Below are 16,104 nucleotides of genomic sequence, written 5' to 3' on the forward strand. Positions count from 1 at the left end.
CGTGCCAATCAGTGCGTCAGCGCCTCCAGCGCCTTCGCCTGCGCGTCGATGAATTGCCCGTAGTCCGAGTCCACCTGCTCTGAGTACGCGCAGGCGAACTCCGCGATGGCGTCATCGAAGTGGCTGTTGTTGCCCAGGTATCCCGCGATGAGCGCGGCGTCGCCCGTGCGCGCATGGGCGCGGGCCAGCGTGGCCCCGCACGCGTCCGCGTAGTCCAGGAACACCGGCCCATCCATCTTCTCCGCGTCCAGCGCCCCCTTCATGTCGCGCAGCTGGCGCACGTAGAACGCGCCCATGCCCTCCACTTCCGTCCACCCGAGGAACAGGTCGGAGAAGGCCTGCATGCGCCGCTGGCCCACCACGACGCGCTCGCCCGCGCTCTGGAACTCGCTGGGGCCCAGGTAGGGCTCCAGCACGGAGGCCTTCGCCTCCTTGAGCTGCAGCACCAGCGGGTCCTCCCCGCCGTTGCCTTCGCACAGCACGACGTAGGCCTGCAGGCCCACGCTGCCCACGCCCACGACCTTGAAGCCCCACTCCTTGCGCCGGTAGCGCAGGCACAGGTCGCGCACCGCGCCGTCCAGCGACGCGAGGTAGCCCACCGTGAGCCGCTTGATGCGCCGCTCCAGCTCCGACGGTGACACGTCCATCTTCACCGCGGAGAGCGGGAAGAGCAGCGGCGGCTGGTAGGCCAGGTGCCGCTGGCCGTTGCGCTCCACGGTGAGCTTCTCCACCGCGTGCGCGCTGGTGTGGCGCCTGGCCTTCTCCACCGCCTCCGCGGCGAGCTTCGCGGTGCCGACGGACTCGGAGTTCTTCAGCTCCTGCGCGTCCACGTGGAGCGACCAGACCTCCAGCAGGCCGCGGGTCGTCAACTCGCGCATCGTGAGCCGGTAGGACTCCACGGCCTTGCGCGCGGCCTTCCTCCCGCAGCGCCCGCCCAGGCCGTTCTGCTTCGCGGCCACGACGAAGCTCGCGGCCAGCCGCTTCACGTCCCATTCGAAGGGGCCGGGCAGCGTCTCGTCGAAGTCGTTGAGGTCGAAGATGAGGTTGCGCTCGGGCGTGCCGAACAGGCCGAAGTTGGACAGGTGCGCGTCGCCGCAAATCTGACTGCGCAGGCCGCTGTGGGGCGTGTGGGCCAGGTCGCGCGCCATGGCGAAGGGCGTGCCGCGCAGGAAGGCGAACGGCGACTCGGACATGCGCTCATGGCGCACGGGCACCAGCCACGGCAGCCGCGTGGCGTTGGACTCCTGGAGCTGCGCGAGCGGGTCGCGTCCCCGGAAGGGCTTCCACGTGGCGTGGCTGCTTCGGGGACAGCGCTTGCGCAGGGCGCGGCCGGCCTCCATGCGCTCCTCCACGGAGCGGAAGTCCACGGCCTGGAGCCGCGAGGGTTTCAGCCTCCGGGGGGATCGCCGCGTGCGCTGCTGCTGTTCGGTGGATACGAGGGGAACCTTCGCGGCTCCCAGCTCGGATGTGCCTTCCGCGTCCATGGGGTGTGTGACTCCTCACCTCAAAGGTGGGGCGCCTCCCGGGAAACCGGAAGCGTCCGGCGCCGGCGAACCCTCCGCTCCTGGGAGCATGGGCGGATGCAGTGTTCACTCCTGGAGGGACGCCTTCCGTGGCGTGAGCCGGATGCCGCCCTTGGGACGCAGGGTGATGGCGGGGATGACCTCCGGCGCCGGTCCTGGCGCGGCGTCGAAATGCAGGCGCTGGAGCACCGAGGCCAGCACCAGGCGGATCACCATCATCGCCGACCCCGCGCCGATGCAGAGCCGGGGCCCTCCTCCAAAGGGACAGTAAGCGAAGCGCGGGATGCGCCGCTCCAGCCCGTCCGCCCAGCGCTCGGGACGGAAGGCCTCCGGCTCCGGGAAGTGGCGCGCGTTCCGGTGCAGCGCCCACTGGGACCACGCGACCACCGTCCCGGCGGGGACGCGGATGCCGTCCATGCGGTCGTCCGCCTCCGCCACCCGGCTCATGCCCCACGCGGGCGGATACAAACGCAGCGACTCCTTCACCACCTGCTCGCAGTACGGCAGCGACGGCAGGTCCTCCACCGTGGGCTCGCGGCCTCCCAGCACCGTGGCCAGCTCCCGCCGCAGCGCGGCCTCCGCCTCCGGGTGGCGCGCCAGCAACCACAGACAGAGCGTCAGCGCGACGGCGGTCGTCTCGTGCCCGGCGATCATCAAGGTCAGACATTCATCGCGCAGCTGCGCGTCCGTCAGGTGCTCGCCGTCCTCGGCCTGCGCCTCCAGCAGCAGGCCCAGCAGGTCCTCGCCGGGGCTCCCCTGCCTCCTCCGGCGCTCCACCACGTCGTCCACGACGGCGTGCAGGGTGCGCAGGGCGGCGCGGAACCGCCGCTGTCCTGGCGTGGGCACCCAGGCGGGCAGCGGGATGGGGGTGTCGAAGAGGAACTGGGCATGCAGCATCACCGACTCCATGGCCCGTCCCAGCTCCCGCGCCCGCGCGGAGAGGTTCGCGCCGAAGAGCGTCTCCGCCACCACGTCCAGGGTCAACGCCATCATCTCCGCATAGGCGTCGAAGGGCTCTCCCTCCCGTCGCGATGCCATCCAGGTGTTCGCGGCCCTCACCGCCACGCTCCCGTGCGAGGCCAGCAGGTTCTTGTGGAAGGCAGGCTGCATCATCCGCCGCCGCCGCATCCAGAAGTCACCGTGGCTGGTGAACAGGCCGCGGCCCACCACCGCCTCCAGGGCGCGCTTCTGGAAGGCGTCCTTCGGGTAGTTGCGGAAGTTCTTCACCAACACGTGCTCGATGCCCTCCGACGTGTTGAGCAGGTAGATGTCCGTCCCCACGAAGCGGGTCCGCACCACCGCGCCCTGGTCCGCGTAGCGCAGGAAGAAGCCCAGCGGATCCTTCCGGTACTCCAGCCCCAGGCCCACCCACGGCAGCCCCGCGGCAAGCCGGGGAGGAAGGACCGCGGAGTCGGAAGCGGCGGGGTGCATGCGGCGGCTCCTGGACGGGGCGCGAAGGACCTCCCCGAGCGCGCGAGTGTATCCGAGCCCGTTCGATGGACGCCCCACCGTGACGCCTCCCGCTACAAGCCCCGGGAGGCGTGTGACACGGGGGCTACAGCGGCTCGCCGCATCAGCAGGGCTTCCATCGGAATCCGGGAGACTTGTTTTCGCATGTTGCTGGCTCGGAGGGTGCGGGGACGGCCGCCACCGCTCGCGGGGCGGAGGTCTCGCGTGCGGTGTTTCACCTCTGGGTGAGACACGTGGTGGATGGCCAGCAGCTCACCGGTGACACCCTGGAGCTGGTGGAGCAGATCGGCGACGGCGCCTATCCCTACCGCCACTTCTCCGGCATCGACGTGAAGGGCTCCGCCGGCAGCTACACCCTCGTGAACGAGGCCACCTCCCAGGCCACCGCCGCCCAGGCGCGCTGAGCCATCCGCGTGAAGCACCTCCCGTCCCCCGGACGCGTGCCGGGGGCGGGGGCGTGTGGCTCAGCGGGGATGGAAGCACTTCCTGTCGGTGTTGTTCTCATCGCGGTTGTAGACGACGGCCTCCACCCACCGCACGACGTCCAGGCCCACTGCGCCGAACTCGAACATGAAGGCGGTGAAGAGGATCTCCTCCTTGCCCGGTGAGGGGGTGAAGCCTCCCAGGCCCTCGAGCGCCGTCCCCGAGTAGCGCAGCATGTTGGCCCCCAGCTTCTCCGTGTCCGTGGCGAAACCATGGGAGTTGGACACCGGGTCGTCCCCCGCCAGGGCGAGCATCTCCAGCACGTAGCTCACGACGGAGAGGATGAGCCCACCGACGCCAATGACCCCGAGCAGGCCCGCGTCCACCTCCTCCAGGACCTTCGCGGCGAGCTTCGTGTCCTCTCCGCTCGGAGGCCGCCAGCCCAGGTAGGCCACGCAGCCGGAGGTCATGGCCTCCACGGCGGTGACGCACCAGAGGATGACGTCCACCGTCCACTGGGCGGGGCTGTCGTCGGTGGGGAAGGTGCCCGCGACGCTCGTCGCGGTCGCGACGGCCTGGAGGGTGGTGATGACCTTCGCGAGCGGGCCTTCGATCTTCGCGATGCTGAGCAGCGCCGAGCCCTCTAGGAGGAGGGAATAGAGGAGTGAGGCGAGCTCCGCCGCGCCACCTCCCAGGATGGTGTAGGCGCAGGCCTTGGGGGCCAGGCCGGTCGTCTTCGCGGCCAGCTCCAGGGCCGGCTGCGCCCGCCAGGGCATCCGTGCCGGCTGGAGCGTGCTCTGCTTCCCCTGGGCCTCCACCTGGCTGGAGACGGGGGCCTCGCCCGTGAGCAGCTTGTAGACAATCGTCAGCGGGATGGCCGTGAGCAGGCTGAGGGCGCTCAGCATGGTCAGCTGCTCTTCACCCGTGAGCTTCTTGTAGAGCCACGTGATGACCGGGATGTTGAATGGCCGCAGCAGCACGTCCTGGATGATGGCCTGGGTCAGGTCCTCCACGACTTCGCAGAGGCCCAGCACCAGGTCTCGCATGGCACTCAGCAGCGCCTTGCCCGCCTCGCCGGCGATCAGCTTCACGATGGCGTGCAGGCTGAGGTTGCCCTGCTGCGCGAGCGTCTGGACGCCCTGGAGCAGCTCCTTCACGCTCGTCGCGACGTCCGACAGGATGTCCTCCACGGTCTGGACGAAGTCGCTGATGGCCTCCCTCACCGGGTTGTCCGGCGCGTCCGAAGTGCTCTGGCCGATGCCGCCGTGGGACATCTGGTAGGTGGAGAAGGTCGCGCCCGGGCTGGTGTTGAGGCAGTCGAGCGCGGACTGCTGCTCGGGTGTCGCAGAGGCCTGCGTCTGGGCCGTCACCTGCTGCGTGCTCACGTCCTGGAGGCCCAGGGCGGAGTCGCAGAGGCTGTCGAACTGGCCGATGACCGCGTCGAAGAAGGCGGTGATGGTGGCCTCCGACCCCGTCAGCTTGCTCGCGAGCGCCAGGAGCGCATCCTGGGTCATCGCTTCCAAAGCGCGCTGGGTGGCCAGGATGTCGTCCCACGCGAACAGGAAGCCCAGGAACGCGATGATGTCGTCAATCAGCACCGCCAGCTGCTGGAACAGCCAGCTGATGAGCTGGAGGGCTTCCTTGATGGTTCGCACGACGAACGTCACCACCTGCTCGCCAATCTTCACGAAGAACTGGAGCAGCGTCTTCGTGCCGCTGACGATGGGCTGGATGATGTATTCGTAGACGGCGCCCGCCGCGCTCTCGAGCGCCTGGAGCACGTCGCCCGCGGCCGTCTCGATGGCGTCCGTCACGGTGCCCAGCACCTTGAAGGACGTCTGGGTCCTGGCCATCGCCGTGGGCGCCATCGTCGGTGTCGCCGGCTCCAGAGGCGCCGCCGAGCCGTCCGCGGGCAGGCTGTCCATGGTGTCCATCAGCTGCTGGAGCGACGCCTGCACCTGCGCCACCAGGTCAGGGTCGGCGCCAGGGGGCACCACGGGCGTTCCGTCCGGCTTCTTCCACTGGGACAGGTCCTGGCCCTTCAGCTTCGCGGCCAGGTTCGCGCGCAGCTCCGCGCTGGGGTCCGCCGTCACGTCCTGGGCGAGGAACGCCGCGCTGAAGCGGAACACGGGCGTGCCCACGTCGGACACCTTGTTGATGAGCGTCACCGTGCCGCTGGCGTCCGTCTTCACCTCCACGCGGGTGCTGGGGTCCAGGTCCGTCCAGTAGCCGTTCACCATCACGCGGGACCACTCGGAGGCGTTCACCTGGACGGGCTGGCCCACCAGGGGTGCGCCCTGCGCGTTGGTGAAGCGCACCACCGTGGTGTAGCTGGCGAACTCCTGCCCGTTGGCCAGGGTGGGCAACACCATGTCCGTGTTCTGCCAGGCGGTGGTGTCCGGGTCCTGCCACAGGTACGTGATGAGGCTGTTGTTCGAGGACGTGACGAACAGCTCGCCCGTGGAGCGCTTCTGGTTGCGGCGCGGGGCCAGTTGGGCCACGTGCTCGCGCTGCTGGAGCGGCGCCGACCAGCCGTCGGTGGCACCCACCGCGTTGTTCAGGGAGAACAGCCGCTGGCTGCCATCCACCGCCCAGACGCTGACGCGCTTCGAGTCCTGCTGCGCCAGCACGGACGTCACGCCGGACAACACGTCCGGTGACGCGAGGGTCAGCGCGGTGCTCTTGGCGTTCTTCAACCCCGTGGAGGGGAACCACGACAGCCCGTCACCGCCCACGTACAGCGCGCTCAGCCCCTGGTTCTGGCGGTCCTCCAGCGCCCACAGGCGGCGCGCGCCCGACGGCGCCGTCACCGACAGCGTGTGCGTGGTGTTGGTGGACGGGTCCAGGAGGCTGGTGAAGGTGAGGCAGCGCTTGCCGGTGTTGTCGTCGAACAGCGACCAGGTGCCCCGGTAGGAGATGCCGGTGATGGAGGCCCGGGCCACCACCACGTCGTGCAGCGTCCGCATGTCCTTGGGCGGCGCCCAGTTCACCCACGCGCTGGCCGTATTGCTCGTGGACGCGTCCACGAAGTAGCGGCCGGTGGTGCCGTTCGTGTTCTTCACCTCCGCCACCAGCAGCGGCGCCTCGCTGGCGCTGACGAAGTCACCCAGCAGGAGCCGCTGCACGGGCATGCCCGCGGGGGCGCCGTTGCGCTGGACCCACGCGGCGTCGAGCGTGTTCCACGGCGCGCCGTCCGGCGTGGGCGTGAGGGCGGGAGAGACGAACACGCGGCTGCCGCCCGCGCCGTCATCCACGGCCACCGCCACGACGACCTGGCCCGAGGGCGCCTGGACCACCGCGTAGCCCTGCACGTCGTGGTTCGCGTCCGGGCTGAGCTCGACCTGGCGCCAGCCGGTCGTCACGGTGGTGTCGCGCAACATCACCCACAGCGTCTTGCGCGCGGTGTTCGCGGCGGACGCGCCCACACTGAACAGCAGCGGGGAGCCGCCGGTGTCCTCCGCGGAGGCGAGCGGGTACGCCGCGTCCACGGAGGTCGCGGCCAGGTAGTTGTACATCAGGCTGGAGGAGACGGACGCCGAGCCCGTCTGGGGAGTCTCAGACATGGAGGTTCCTCGAGATGTCGATGGGATGAGAGGGATTGCCGCTTCTTCAGCCAGGGAAGGACACGTCCACCTGGACGGCGCCTTCCGTGTTGAAGACGAACTGGCTGTAGGAGCGCGCGGCGCCCGTGGGCAGCACGACGCAGTCCTCGACATCCAGCGACATGGAGGCGTTGTCGCGGAAGGTGGAGGCCAGGTCGTTGGCGAAGGTCTGCGCCTGCTGCGTGATTTCGTCCTGTGGCGACGTGGAGGACCAGTTGAGCAGCTTGTCCAATGCGTTGAAGACCCAGCCATCCAGGGTCTTGTCCACGTCCGGAGCGGGCGCCTTGCCCAGCACGATGCTCACGGACGTCACCAGCTTGCCGCCGTCACCGGCCGCGAGGGTGAGGGTGCCTGTCCAGGGCTGCACGTAGGTGGCCCGGCCCAGGACGTCCTTCATGCCCAGGCCGATGAAGTCGAGCGGATACTGGCTGACCTCGATGTCCACCTGGAACTGGCCCGTCAGCGACAGCGTGCAGCGGTCGGTCTGGGTGAGGTTGGGCTGGACGGTGAAGAAGATGCCCTCGGTGCCGGCCACGTACTGGTCGAAGCCGTTGTTCACCTGGACGAACTCGCCGCGTCCCTCGTTCTTGCTGGCGTTGTCCCGCGTGCCGACGCACTGGTACGTCAACGGCGCCAGCCGCGAGATGGTGCCCGGGATGCCGGAGGCCGCGAGGATGGCCGGCAGCACCGTCGGCTTCAGGTAGCCCTCGCCCAATGTGTCCTGGCTGAGGAACAGCCGCGCGCGGGCCTCCGCCGGGGTGCCGTCCGGGTTGGTGGTGGCGGCCAGCGGCGCGGTGAAGCCGAAGCGCGCCGCCCACGCGGGCTCCTTCCGGCCCCGGCTCATCATGCACACGTTGAGCGTGCTGAAGTTCCCGTTGGTGCTGTAGCGGGTCGTGCGCTCCTTCGCGAACGTGGGGACGATGCTCGCGGGGCTGCCCGGAGCCTGCGTCGTGTACGCCACGTCCATGTGGCCCACGCCGGCCAGCGTGGCCTGGAGCGCGCTCTGTGCGGCCTGGCTGAGCGTCACGGGCTGGTTGCTCGCGTTCACCACCTGGAGCGCTCGGAACAGCGACGGCTGGGCCAGGTCCAGGAAGAGGCGGTAGACGGAGTAGTTGAGCGACTGGAGGCCCTGGATGTGCTGCTTTGCCTCCGACGTGGCCGCCAGCGCGTTCGGGTCCGTGACCTGCGCCTGTGACAGGTCCAGGGACACGATGACCGTCGTGCCCGACAGGTCCTGCGTCTTCGTCGCGCCGGACTCCACGTACTGGAGGGTCGCGGTGGTGAAGGGCAGGTGCACGTCCAGGTGGGTCGTCTGGTCGTCGGGGACCGACACGGTCGGGTCGCCCATGGCCGTCACGGTGAGCTGCGCGCCCCCGCTGGCGGCCTGCGTGAAGGAGGCTGGGATGAGCTGGTAGTAGCGCAGGGCGTGCAGTTGCTTGTTGATGAGCCCCACCGACAGCGCCCACACCAGGTCCCACTCATGGGGCGCGCGAGGCTTGAAGTCCACCCGGTAGGTGGTCGCGTGGTTGTCGCCGCTCTTGTCCGTCTGGGTGATGACCACCGGCGCGAGGCTGCTGTCCGTGGTCGCGGTATAGGACTCCGGGTGGGACGGACCGCTGGAGTAGTTCCAGTAGAACGAGAGGGGCACCTGCTCGTTGCCCGTCTCCAGCTTGTACGTCACCGTGCCCTCAGGACCCGGGGAGAGGGAGTTGTTCTGCTGGACCTTGAAGGTCGTGCTGGAGCCCGCGGCGATGCTGCTGGCGGGCGCGCTGCCACTGAGCGAGCCATCCTTGTAGTCAGGCCCTCCTCGGTTATCGATGGGGCAGCCGGAGTTGTTCTGGAGGGTGAGGGTCGTGGAGAGCGTCATGACAGGACCTGGCGCGTGAGGGGCATGCGCCGTGAAACACAACCTGTTTCACGGGCACCTCCCCTCCAGGTGCAAGGCCGGGACCAGTCGCAACCTCGCGTGATCACATCCATGCCCCATGTACACGCCTGGCGCTGCGTGCTGTACGAACGCACGCGCGTTGCTTCGCGCGCTGGCGCTCGTCGCCGAGCACCGGCCGGAGTTGCCTGCGGGTGATGGCCAGCGACTGGCGCCGCTCCATGGGCAGCTCTCTGGACTTCTACCGCCGCTCCATCGAAGCGCCAGCGGCGTTCTGGGCGGAGCAGGGCCGGCTCATCGCCTGGGAGCGGCCCTCCGACGCGGTGCTGGACGCCTCGCGTCCGCCCTTCGCGCGCGGGTTCGTCGGAGGGCGCACCCACCTGTGCCACAACGCGGTGGATCCCCGCGCGGACCCGCCGGCGCTCGTCTTCGAGTCCACCGAGACGGATCAGCGAAGGCGCGGCCTCCGATGGGGTAGCCCCTCAGCCCTTGCGCTTCGTTTCGCGCTTCGCGCCGGCAGGGGACGGGTCCTTGGGCAGGTGCCTCAGCCCCATCCACCCGAGCGCCGCGACGTGACGGGCCACGTTCTCCGTGGAGAAGGACTTGCCCTCCGCGGCCCACCAGTGGCCCACCTGCGTCACCATGCCCAGGAGCGCGTTGGCGTAGATGGGCGCCACCTTGGACGGGTAGCCGGCGCGCTCGAACTCGCTGCGGAAGACGTCGCCCACGCGCTGGGCCAGATCGTCGATGACGCGCGTCAGCCCGCGCCGCGTCGCCGCCGTGGGGGAGTCCCGCGTCAGCACCGCGAAGCCCGCAGGCTCGTCCTTCACGTAGGCCATGAAGGCCAGCACCGCGTCCTCGAAGCGCTGACGGGGCGTGCCCTGCGAGATGCTCGCGGTCACGCGCGCCACCAGGTCGTCCATCTCCCGCTCCACGATGGCCGCGTACAGCCCCTCCTTCGCGCCGAAGTGCTCGTAGACGATGGGCTTGGACACGCCCGCCCGCTGGGCCACCTCCTCGATGGACGTCGCCTCGTAGCCCTTCGAGGCGAAGACCGCCCGGCCAATCTCCATCAACTGGACCCGGCGCTCCGCGCCCGTGAGCCGCTGTTTCTTCCTCAAGTTGACCTCGAACCTACCCAACAGTAACTTACCTGAACGAAACCTACTGTCCCGTAGGTGGAATCTGGAGCCGACGCCGTCATGAAATGCTTCGTTTCAAGAGGTGTCGAGTCCACCGTGGGGCACGGATGAGCGCGGTGGTGCCGGGCACGGTGAAGCCGAAGCTGCGGGGCGTGCTGCACCAGTGGGCGGCGGCGTTCGCGGTGGGGGCGGGCGTGGTGCTGGTGGCGATGGCGCCCACGCCTCGCGCGGCGCTGGCGTCCGCGCTGTACGCGTTGAGCCTGGTGGGGCTGTTCACCATCAGCGCGACGTACCACCGGGTGAACTGGTCGCCGAGGGCCCGCGCGTGGATGCGCCGGGCGGACCACGCGGCCATCTTCCTGCTCATCGCGGGCACGTACACGCCGGTCATCCTGCTGGGGCTGCCGCCCGCCGTGGGCAACCCGTTGATGGCGTGGCTCTACGCGGGGGCGCTGCTGGGCATCCTGCAGTCGCTGTTCTGGGTGGATGCGCCCAAGTGGGTGACGGCGGCGCTGGCCATCGCGGTGGGGTGGACGATGATGCCGTACTTCGGCGAAGTCTTCCGCGCGGTGGGGCCGGGCGCGAGCCTGCTCATCATCGCTGGCGGGCTGGCGTACACGCTGGGGGCGCTCGCGTATGCCTTCAAGCGCCCCAACCCCCGGCCCGGCGTCTTCGGCTATCACGAGGTGTTCCACGCGATGACGCTGGTGGGCGCGGGGCTGCACTTCGCGCTGGTGCTGCGCATGGTGCGCGCGGCGGGGTAGGACGCTGCTCTCTCAGCGTCCCGCGACGGCGATCCGGCGCTTCGGGGGCGAGGCGGGCTCCGGGGCCTGCCGGCCCAGGTAGGTCTCTCCCCAGGACTTGAGCGCGGCAATCACGCCGCGCAGCGTCTGTCCTCGCGGCGTGAGGCTGTATTCGACGCGCGGGGGCACCTCCGCGTACACCTGCCGGTGCACGAGCCCGCTCTGCTCCAGCTCGCGCAGGTGCTGCGTCAGCATCCGCTGCGTGACGTCCGGGATGTGCTTGCGCAGCTCCCCGAAGCGCAGCGTGCCCTCGAGCAGGTGGTAGAGGATGAGCCCCTTCCACTTGCCGCCAATCACATCCAGCGTCGCGGACACCGGACAGCCAGCGGAGCAGTCATACGTCTTGTGCCGGGCCATGGTTCCCTTTTCGTACGTATGGGCGGAAATCCTGCGTACTTGTCCGATTCAACCTTCGGGACGATGTTGCACGCAAAGGAGCCCCCATGCGAGCTGTCGCCCTCACGAAGTATCTGCCCAGTGATCATCCCGAAGCCTTCGCGGACGTGCGGCTGCCGGACCCCACGCCCGGCCCTGGTGACCTCCTGGTGCGCGTGCACGCCGTGTCCGTGAACCCCGTGGACGTGAAGGTGCGAGCGCCCAAGGACACGGTGGAGTCCTCTCCCCGGGTGCTCGGCTGGGACGCGGCCGGCGTGGTGGAGGCGGTGGGGAAGGACGTGAAGCGCTTCCGTCCCGGGGATGAAGTGTTCTACGCGGGGTCCATCGCGAAGCCCGGGACGAACTCCGAGCTGCACGTCGTGGACGCGCGCATCGTCGGCCGCAAGCCGAGGGGGCTGACCTTCGCCCAGGCGGCCGCGATGCCGCTCACCTCCATCACCGCGTGGGAGCTGCTGTTCGAGCGCCTGGGCGTGCCCCAGCACAAGACGGGCACCCGGAAGGACGCGCTGCTCGTGGTGGGCGGCGCGGGTGGCGTGGGCTCCATGGCCATCCAGCTTGCGAGCAAGCTGACGGACCTCACGGTCATCGCCACGGCGTCGCGGCCGGAGACGGTGGAGTGGTGCAGGTCATTGGGCGCGCACCACGTGGTGGACCACCGCCAGCCCCTGGCCGGGCAGGTGAAGGCGCTGGTGCCGGGCGGCGTGCGCTACGTGATGGCGCTCACCGCGACGGAGCAGCACTTCCCGCAGCTGGTGGAGCTGATGGAGCCCTTCGGGCACATGGGCATCATCGACGACCCACAGACGCCGCTCGACGTGACCGCGATGAAGCGCAAGAGCCTGGCGCTGCACTGGGAGCTGATGTTCACCCGGGCGCTCTACGACGCGGATCCGCTCTCCCAGCAGCGGCTGCTCGACGCGGTGGCGGACCTGGTGGAGGGCGGCACGCTGCGGACCACGATGACGCAGGACTTCGGGCCGCTCACCGCCGCGAACCTCCGGCGCGCGCACGCGGCGGTGGAGACGGGCCGCACGCTGGGCAAGATCGTCCTGAGCGGCTTTGCCTGAGCCTCCCCGGAGGCCGTGAAGTCCGCCGAGCGCGCCAGTAGACTCCCGGTCCTCGTGGGCTTCATGGAAGACACAACCGGACACGCGTGGCGAGCCTGGGCGAAGCGTGCCGCCGCGTGGTCCGCGCCCGCGCTCTTCTCCGCGCTGGAGACCTACACGTTCAGCCGGGACATGCCCGGGGCGCCCGTGCTGTGGCGGGTGCTCGCCGCGCAGATGCCCGCCTGGTACGTGTGGCTGCCCCTCACGCCGTGGCTCACCCGGCTCGCGGCGCGCGAACCCCTGAGTCCTCCAAGGCCGCGCCCGGTCCTCATCCACCTGACGGCATGTCTGGGCATGGGCGCGCTGTTCGCCGCGGTGTACGCGATGGCGACGGGGCACTTCATGCCCGGGAGGGATGCTCCCTGGGCCGCGAGGTGGCTGAGAGCCTGGTGGGGTTGGTTGCCGATGATGGGCATGGCCTACGCGACGGTGTTGGCGGTGGCCTCCGCCACCCGGGCGTCACAGCGGGCGAGGGACAGCGAGCGCCAGGCCGCGGTGCTCGCGGTGCAGTTGGCCGAGTCCCGGCTGCTCGCGCTCCAGACGCAATTGCAGCCGCACTTCCTCTTCAACACGCTCAACGCCATCGTGGTGCTGGTGCGCGAGCGGGAGACGGACGAGGCCGCGCGCATGCTCGTGTTGCTGAGCGACCTGCTCCGGCAGTTGCTCCAGAAGGGAGCCACCCAGGAGGTGTCCCTGCGCGACGAGGTGGCCGTGCTGTCGCGCTACCTGGAGCTCCAGCAGCTGCGCTTCGCGGACCGGTTGCGAGTGGAGTGGAACATGGAGCCGGACGCACTGGACGCACGGGTGCCGCACCTGGTGCTCCAGCCGCTCGCGGAGAACGCGCTCCGGCACGGCATCGGCATGCGCACCGCGTCCGGGGTGTTGCGCATCGGCGCGAGGCGGCGCGGCGACGCGCTGGAGCTGACCGTGCAAGACGACGGTCCGGGGCTGCCCCGGGACTTCGAGCTCGAAGCAGCGAAGGGCATCGGCCTGTCGAACACGCGGGCGCGCCTCTCACAGCTCTACGGCGAAGCAGGGAGGCTGGGGATCGCCAACGCGGAGGGGCAGGGCACCGTGGCCACGGTCCTGCTGCCGTGGCGCTCGACGCCCGATACCGCCGGAGTGGCGCATGGCTGAGCTGCGGGTGCTGCTGGTGGATGACGAGCCGCTGGCTCGCAAGGGATTGCGGCAGGCCCTGGCGCGCCATCCGGACGCAGGGGTGTGCGGCGAGTGCCGCGACGGCCGCGAGGCGGTGGAGGCCATCCGCGCCCAGCGTCCCCACCTGGTGCTGCTCGACGTGCAGATGCCGGAGCTGGACGGCTTCGGAGTGCTGCGTGAGCTGGGCGTGGAGCACATGCCCGCGGTCATCTTCGTCACCGCGTTCGACACCTTCGCCGTGAAGGCCTTCGACGTGCACGCGGTGGACTATCTGGTGAAGCCCTTCGATGACGCGCGCTTCGACGAGGCGCTGGCCCGGGCGCGGCAGCGGCTGCGCGCTGGAGAGGCCGCGGAACTGGGGCGGCGGCTCGCGGACCTGCTGGCGGACGCGGGCCCCACGCCCCGTCCCGTCGAGCCGCCGGCGGACCGGCTGCTGGTGCGCGTGGGCCTGCGCTCCGTGCTCGTCCCTGTCGCCGACATTGAATGGGTTGAGGCGGACGACTACTGCGTCACGTTGCACGCGGACGGCAAGGCCCACGTGTTGCGAGAGAGCCTGGCAGCGCTGGAGGCGCGGCTGGACCCGGAGCGCTTCGTGCGCATCCACCGCTCCGCCATCGTCAACGTGGCGTGCATTCAAGAAGTGCACCGGCCCTCGCCCACGGAGCAGGTGGTGGTGCTGCGAAGCGGCCAGCGCCTGCGAGTGAGCCGCAGCCGCCGCGAGCACCTGGAGCGGCGTCTGGGCCGAGCCCGCTGACGCAGCCCGTCAGCCCGGCCCCCACCGCCCGCCGGGCCCGGTCATCCAAAACCTGTCCGACAGTCGGACAGGTTCCACGGTGCTCCAAACCTGTCCGACTGTCCGACAGGGGCCGCGGGTCTTCGGAGCCGGTCCTGCTGTCGGACAGGTTTTCGGATTGCGCCGCCGGCAGGCGGCCCTGGCCTCGTTCTCAGCTTCTCATCCCAGGGGATACGATTCAGACCCATGGGCCCGCGGGCATCAGGGGGCTCGGACCTTGTTCACGGCGGTGGTGAGCGCGCTCCAGTCCGTGGGCTTCAGGTGCATGCCAAACACCTGGCTCACCGGGAGCTTCTCCCGCGTGGCCACCTCCACCGTTTCGTCCACCTGCTGCACGTTGAAGAACGTGCCGTCGGGCTGGGGCTGCACCAGGTCGGATGTGTAGAGCAGCCCGTGCTCCGGCAGCCACGCGAACAGCATCCGCTCCCCCGTCTCCGTGCGCGCGGGGATGAGCTCCAGCCGGTTCTTCCCCGTGCCCAACATCCGCCGCCCGTCCACGACCTGGAGCTTCGCGGCGCGCGGCTTCCTCGCGAGCGCGTCCAGCACGAGCGTGCGCGGTGCCGCCACCAGCCGCTCCACCAGCGCGCGGTTGAGGTCCAGCACGTGCACCGGGATGCCTCGCGCCACGTACTCGCGCAGCCCGCCGATGTGCGGCCAGGCGTCACTGGTGGACACCACGGCCTTCACCTTCAGGCCCGGGAAGCGCTTCGCGGCTTCGTCCAACACGCGCGCGGAATAGCCGGACGCGAGCGGGCCCTCGACCACCACCACGCCGTCGTCCTGCGCCACCAGGGCCACGTTCCATGCTCCCGGCAGTTGCACCACGCCGGGCACCGGTTCCGCCGGTGGCGCGTCCGGACGGAGCACGGGCGTGTCGTCCAGCTTCCTCGTGCGGCGTGACTCGAAGCCCTGCTTCACGTCGTCCGGCACGGCGAAGTCCGCGTCCACGAGCGGCGGATCCACCGTCACCGACGTCACCGTGATGGAGTGGTGGGGCTGACCATTGCGCGCCCACTCCCAGTGGCGCGGGTAGCGCAGGCCTCCCTGTTCCAGCGTCCACGCCTGGAAGGACAGCACGGTGCGCACGTCGCCCCAGATGCTCCAGAAGGGATCCTCCGGGTGCGCGTCCAGCGTCTCCACGGCGGTGGGCAGGTTCGTGCGGGCGTTGAGGAACAGGCGCACGCTCGTGCGGTCCTGGTGGAAGGTCACGACGTGGTGGGGCACCTCCTGCAACACCGTGTCCGCCTGGGCTCGCAGGTCCTTCGCGTCCAGGGCGGCAAGCAACACGTGCTCGGGCGCGAAGGCCAGCCGCTCCTGCATGTCCTGGAGCTGCGCGGCTCCCAGTGGCCTCCACTTCCCCTGGAAGTCCGCCGCCGCCACGCCGTCCGTGAGCAGCATCGTCACGCCCTTCCACTCGTCCATCACCACCCCTCGGCTCTCGGACTTCTGGCGCAGGCGGCCCCGGCGCAGGTCGCGCAGCTCGTCGAACTGTTCGTACATGACGAGGAAGGGCGGCGTGGGGCGCTCGGATTGCTCCAGCAGGTTCCAATGGCCCACGCCCCGCACGCGCAGGGCCGTGAGCGCGCGGAGGCGGGCTTCACCGCCCATGGCCTCGGCGGAGGCGCGGACGTGGGCTCGGGCGGGGTCCTCGGCGGCGGAGGCGGACAGGGTGAGCAACAGCACGGAGACCGCGGACGACAGCAGGCGTCTTCTCATGGCCCCGAGGATGTCGCGGCAGGAACGTGCCTCCCGGGGCCATGCCGCCAATGACGCGAACGGCGCGGCGAACGGTACGCAGGCGGC

The 16,104-nt window shown here is 70.0% G+C and carries 12 protein-coding genes and 1 pseudogene; 6 read left to right on the top strand and 7 right to left on the bottom strand.

Going from position 1 to position 16,104, the window contains the following annotated elements:
* Positions 1–8: 8 nt before the first annotated feature.
* Both KYK13_RS03830 and KYK13_RS03835 read right to left on the bottom strand, forming a co-directional pair.
* The gene (locus tag KYK13_RS03830) at positions 9–1,484 is read right to left on the bottom strand and encodes a DUF2252 domain-containing protein (RefSeq protein WP_223642047.1); all 1,476 of its coding nucleotides are present in this window, start codon (positions 1,482–1,484) and stop codon (positions 9–11) included.
* A gap of 105 nt (positions 1,485–1,589) precedes the next feature.
* Positions 1,590–2,954: a cytochrome P450 gene (locus KYK13_RS03835; RefSeq protein WP_223642049.1), complete on the bottom strand. Its 1,365-nt coding sequence runs from the start codon at positions 2,952–2,954 to the stop codon at positions 1,590–1,592.
* 248 nt (positions 2,955–3,202) lie between these two features.
* Here KYK13_RS03835 and KYK13_RS03840 point away from each other — a divergent pair, with 248 nt between their 5' ends.
* A complete protein-coding gene (locus tag KYK13_RS03840; protein WP_223642051.1) occupies positions 3,203–3,397 on the top strand; it encodes a hypothetical protein in 195 nt (64 codons plus the stop codon).
* Between the two features lie 60 nt (positions 3,398–3,457).
* On the opposite strand, the gene KYK13_RS03845 is transcribed toward KYK13_RS03840, so the two are convergent.
* Positions 3,458–6,979: a hypothetical protein gene (locus tag KYK13_RS03845; protein ID WP_223642052.1), complete on the bottom strand. Its 3,522-nt coding sequence runs from the start codon at positions 6,977–6,979 to the stop codon at positions 3,458–3,460.
* Positions 6,980–7,025: 46 nt separating this feature from the next.
* Positions 7,026–8,885: a hypothetical protein gene (locus tag KYK13_RS03850; RefSeq protein ID WP_223642053.1), complete on the bottom strand. Its 1,860-nt coding sequence runs from the start codon at positions 8,883–8,885 to the stop codon at positions 7,026–7,028.
* Between the two features lie 239 nt (positions 8,886–9,124).
* On the opposite strand from KYK13_RS03850, the pseudogene KYK13_RS03855 reads away from it, so the two are divergent.
* A pseudogene (locus KYK13_RS03855) lies at positions 9,125–9,286 on the top strand (acetyl-coenzyme A synthetase N-terminal domain-containing protein); the annotation flags it as partial.
* Between the two features lie 99 nt (positions 9,287–9,385).
* On the opposite strand, the gene KYK13_RS03860 reads toward KYK13_RS03855, so the two are convergent.
* A complete protein-coding gene (locus KYK13_RS03860; protein WP_223642054.1) occupies positions 9,386–10,024 on the bottom strand; it encodes a TetR/AcrR family transcriptional regulator in 639 nt (212 codons plus the stop codon).
* Between the two features lie 128 nt (positions 10,025–10,152).
* Here KYK13_RS03860 and KYK13_RS03865 point away from each other — a divergent pair, with 128 nt between their 5' ends.
* Complete coding sequence (locus KYK13_RS03865) at positions 10,153–10,809, top strand: hemolysin III family protein (RefSeq protein WP_223642055.1); 657 nt, start codon at positions 10,153–10,155, stop codon at positions 10,807–10,809.
* 12 nt (positions 10,810–10,821) lie between these two features.
* Here the strand turns inward: KYK13_RS03865 and KYK13_RS03870 are convergent, their stop codons facing one another.
* Positions 10,822–11,205 (bottom strand): helix-turn-helix domain-containing protein, encoded by a 384-nt coding sequence (locus KYK13_RS03870; RefSeq protein ID WP_223642056.1) that lies wholly within the window; start codon positions 11,203–11,205, stop codon positions 10,822–10,824.
* A gap of 86 nt (positions 11,206–11,291) precedes the next feature.
* Here KYK13_RS03870 and KYK13_RS03875 point away from each other — a divergent pair, with 86 nt between their 5' ends.
* The 3 genes from KYK13_RS03875 (at position 11,292) to KYK13_RS03885 (ending at position 14,262) form a co-directional block, all read left to right on the top strand.
* Positions 11,292–12,311, top strand: coding sequence for a zinc-binding alcohol dehydrogenase family protein (locus tag KYK13_RS03875; RefSeq protein WP_223642057.1), 1,020 nt, complete (start codon positions 11,292–11,294; stop codon positions 12,309–12,311).
* A 63-nt stretch (positions 12,312–12,374) separates the two neighbouring features.
* Entirely contained in the window at positions 12,375–13,487 is a 1,113-nt protein-coding gene (locus KYK13_RS03880; RefSeq protein WP_223642058.1) for a sensor histidine kinase, read from the top strand.
* On the top strand, positions 13,480–14,262 hold the full coding sequence (locus tag KYK13_RS03885; RefSeq protein WP_223642060.1) for a LytTR family DNA-binding domain-containing protein: 783 nt from the start codon (positions 13,480–13,482) through the stop codon (positions 14,260–14,262). Before KYK13_RS03880 ends, KYK13_RS03885 begins: the two co-directional genes overlap by 8 nt.
* 240 nt (positions 14,263–14,502) lie before the next feature.
* Here the strand turns inward: KYK13_RS03885 and KYK13_RS03890 are convergent, their stop codons facing one another.
* Positions 14,503–16,017: a hypothetical protein gene (locus KYK13_RS03890; protein WP_223642062.1), complete on the bottom strand. Its 1,515-nt coding sequence runs from the start codon at positions 16,015–16,017 to the stop codon at positions 14,503–14,505.
* Positions 16,018–16,104 lie beyond the last annotated feature (87 nt).

It is taken from the genome of Corallococcus sp. EGB (assembly GCF_019968905.1).
Lineage (GTDB): Bacteria > Myxococcota > Myxococcia > Myxococcales > Myxococcaceae > Corallococcus.

Bases quoted from the DNA above. Each gene is read 5' to 3' on its own strand.
- KYK13_RS03830 (WP_223642047.1), bottom strand. From the start codon at position 1,484: ATGGACGCGGAAGGCACATCCGAGCTGGGAGCCGCGAAGGTTCCCCTC.
- KYK13_RS03835 (WP_223642049.1), bottom strand. From the start codon at position 2,954: ATGCACCCCGCCGCTTCCGACTCCGCGGTCCTTCCTCCCCGGCTTGCC.
- KYK13_RS03845 (WP_223642052.1), bottom strand. From the start codon at position 6,979: ATGTCTGAGACTCCCCAGACGGGCTCGGCGTCCGTCTCCTCCAGCCTG.
- KYK13_RS03850 (WP_223642053.1), bottom strand. From the start codon at position 8,885: ATGACGCTCTCCACGACCCTCACCCTCCAGAACAACTCCGGCTGCCCC.
- KYK13_RS03865 (WP_223642055.1), top strand. From the start codon at position 10,153: ATGAGCGCGGTGGTGCCGGGCACGGTGAAGCCGAAGCTGCGGGGCGTG.
- KYK13_RS03870 (WP_223642056.1), bottom strand. From the start codon at position 11,205: ATGGCCCGGCACAAGACGTATGACTGCTCCGCTGGCTGTCCGGTGTCC.
- KYK13_RS03875 (WP_223642057.1), top strand. From the start codon at position 11,292: ATGCGAGCTGTCGCCCTCACGAAGTATCTGCCCAGTGATCATCCCGAA.
- KYK13_RS03880 (WP_223642058.1), top strand. From the start codon at position 12,375: ATGGAAGACACAACCGGACACGCGTGGCGAGCCTGGGCGAAGCGTGCC.
- KYK13_RS03885 (WP_223642060.1), top strand. From the start codon at position 13,480: ATGGCTGAGCTGCGGGTGCTGCTGGTGGATGACGAGCCGCTGGCTCGC.
- KYK13_RS03890 (WP_223642062.1), bottom strand. From the start codon at position 16,017: ATGAGAAGACGCCTGCTGTCGTCCGCGGTCTCCGTGCTGTTGCTCACC.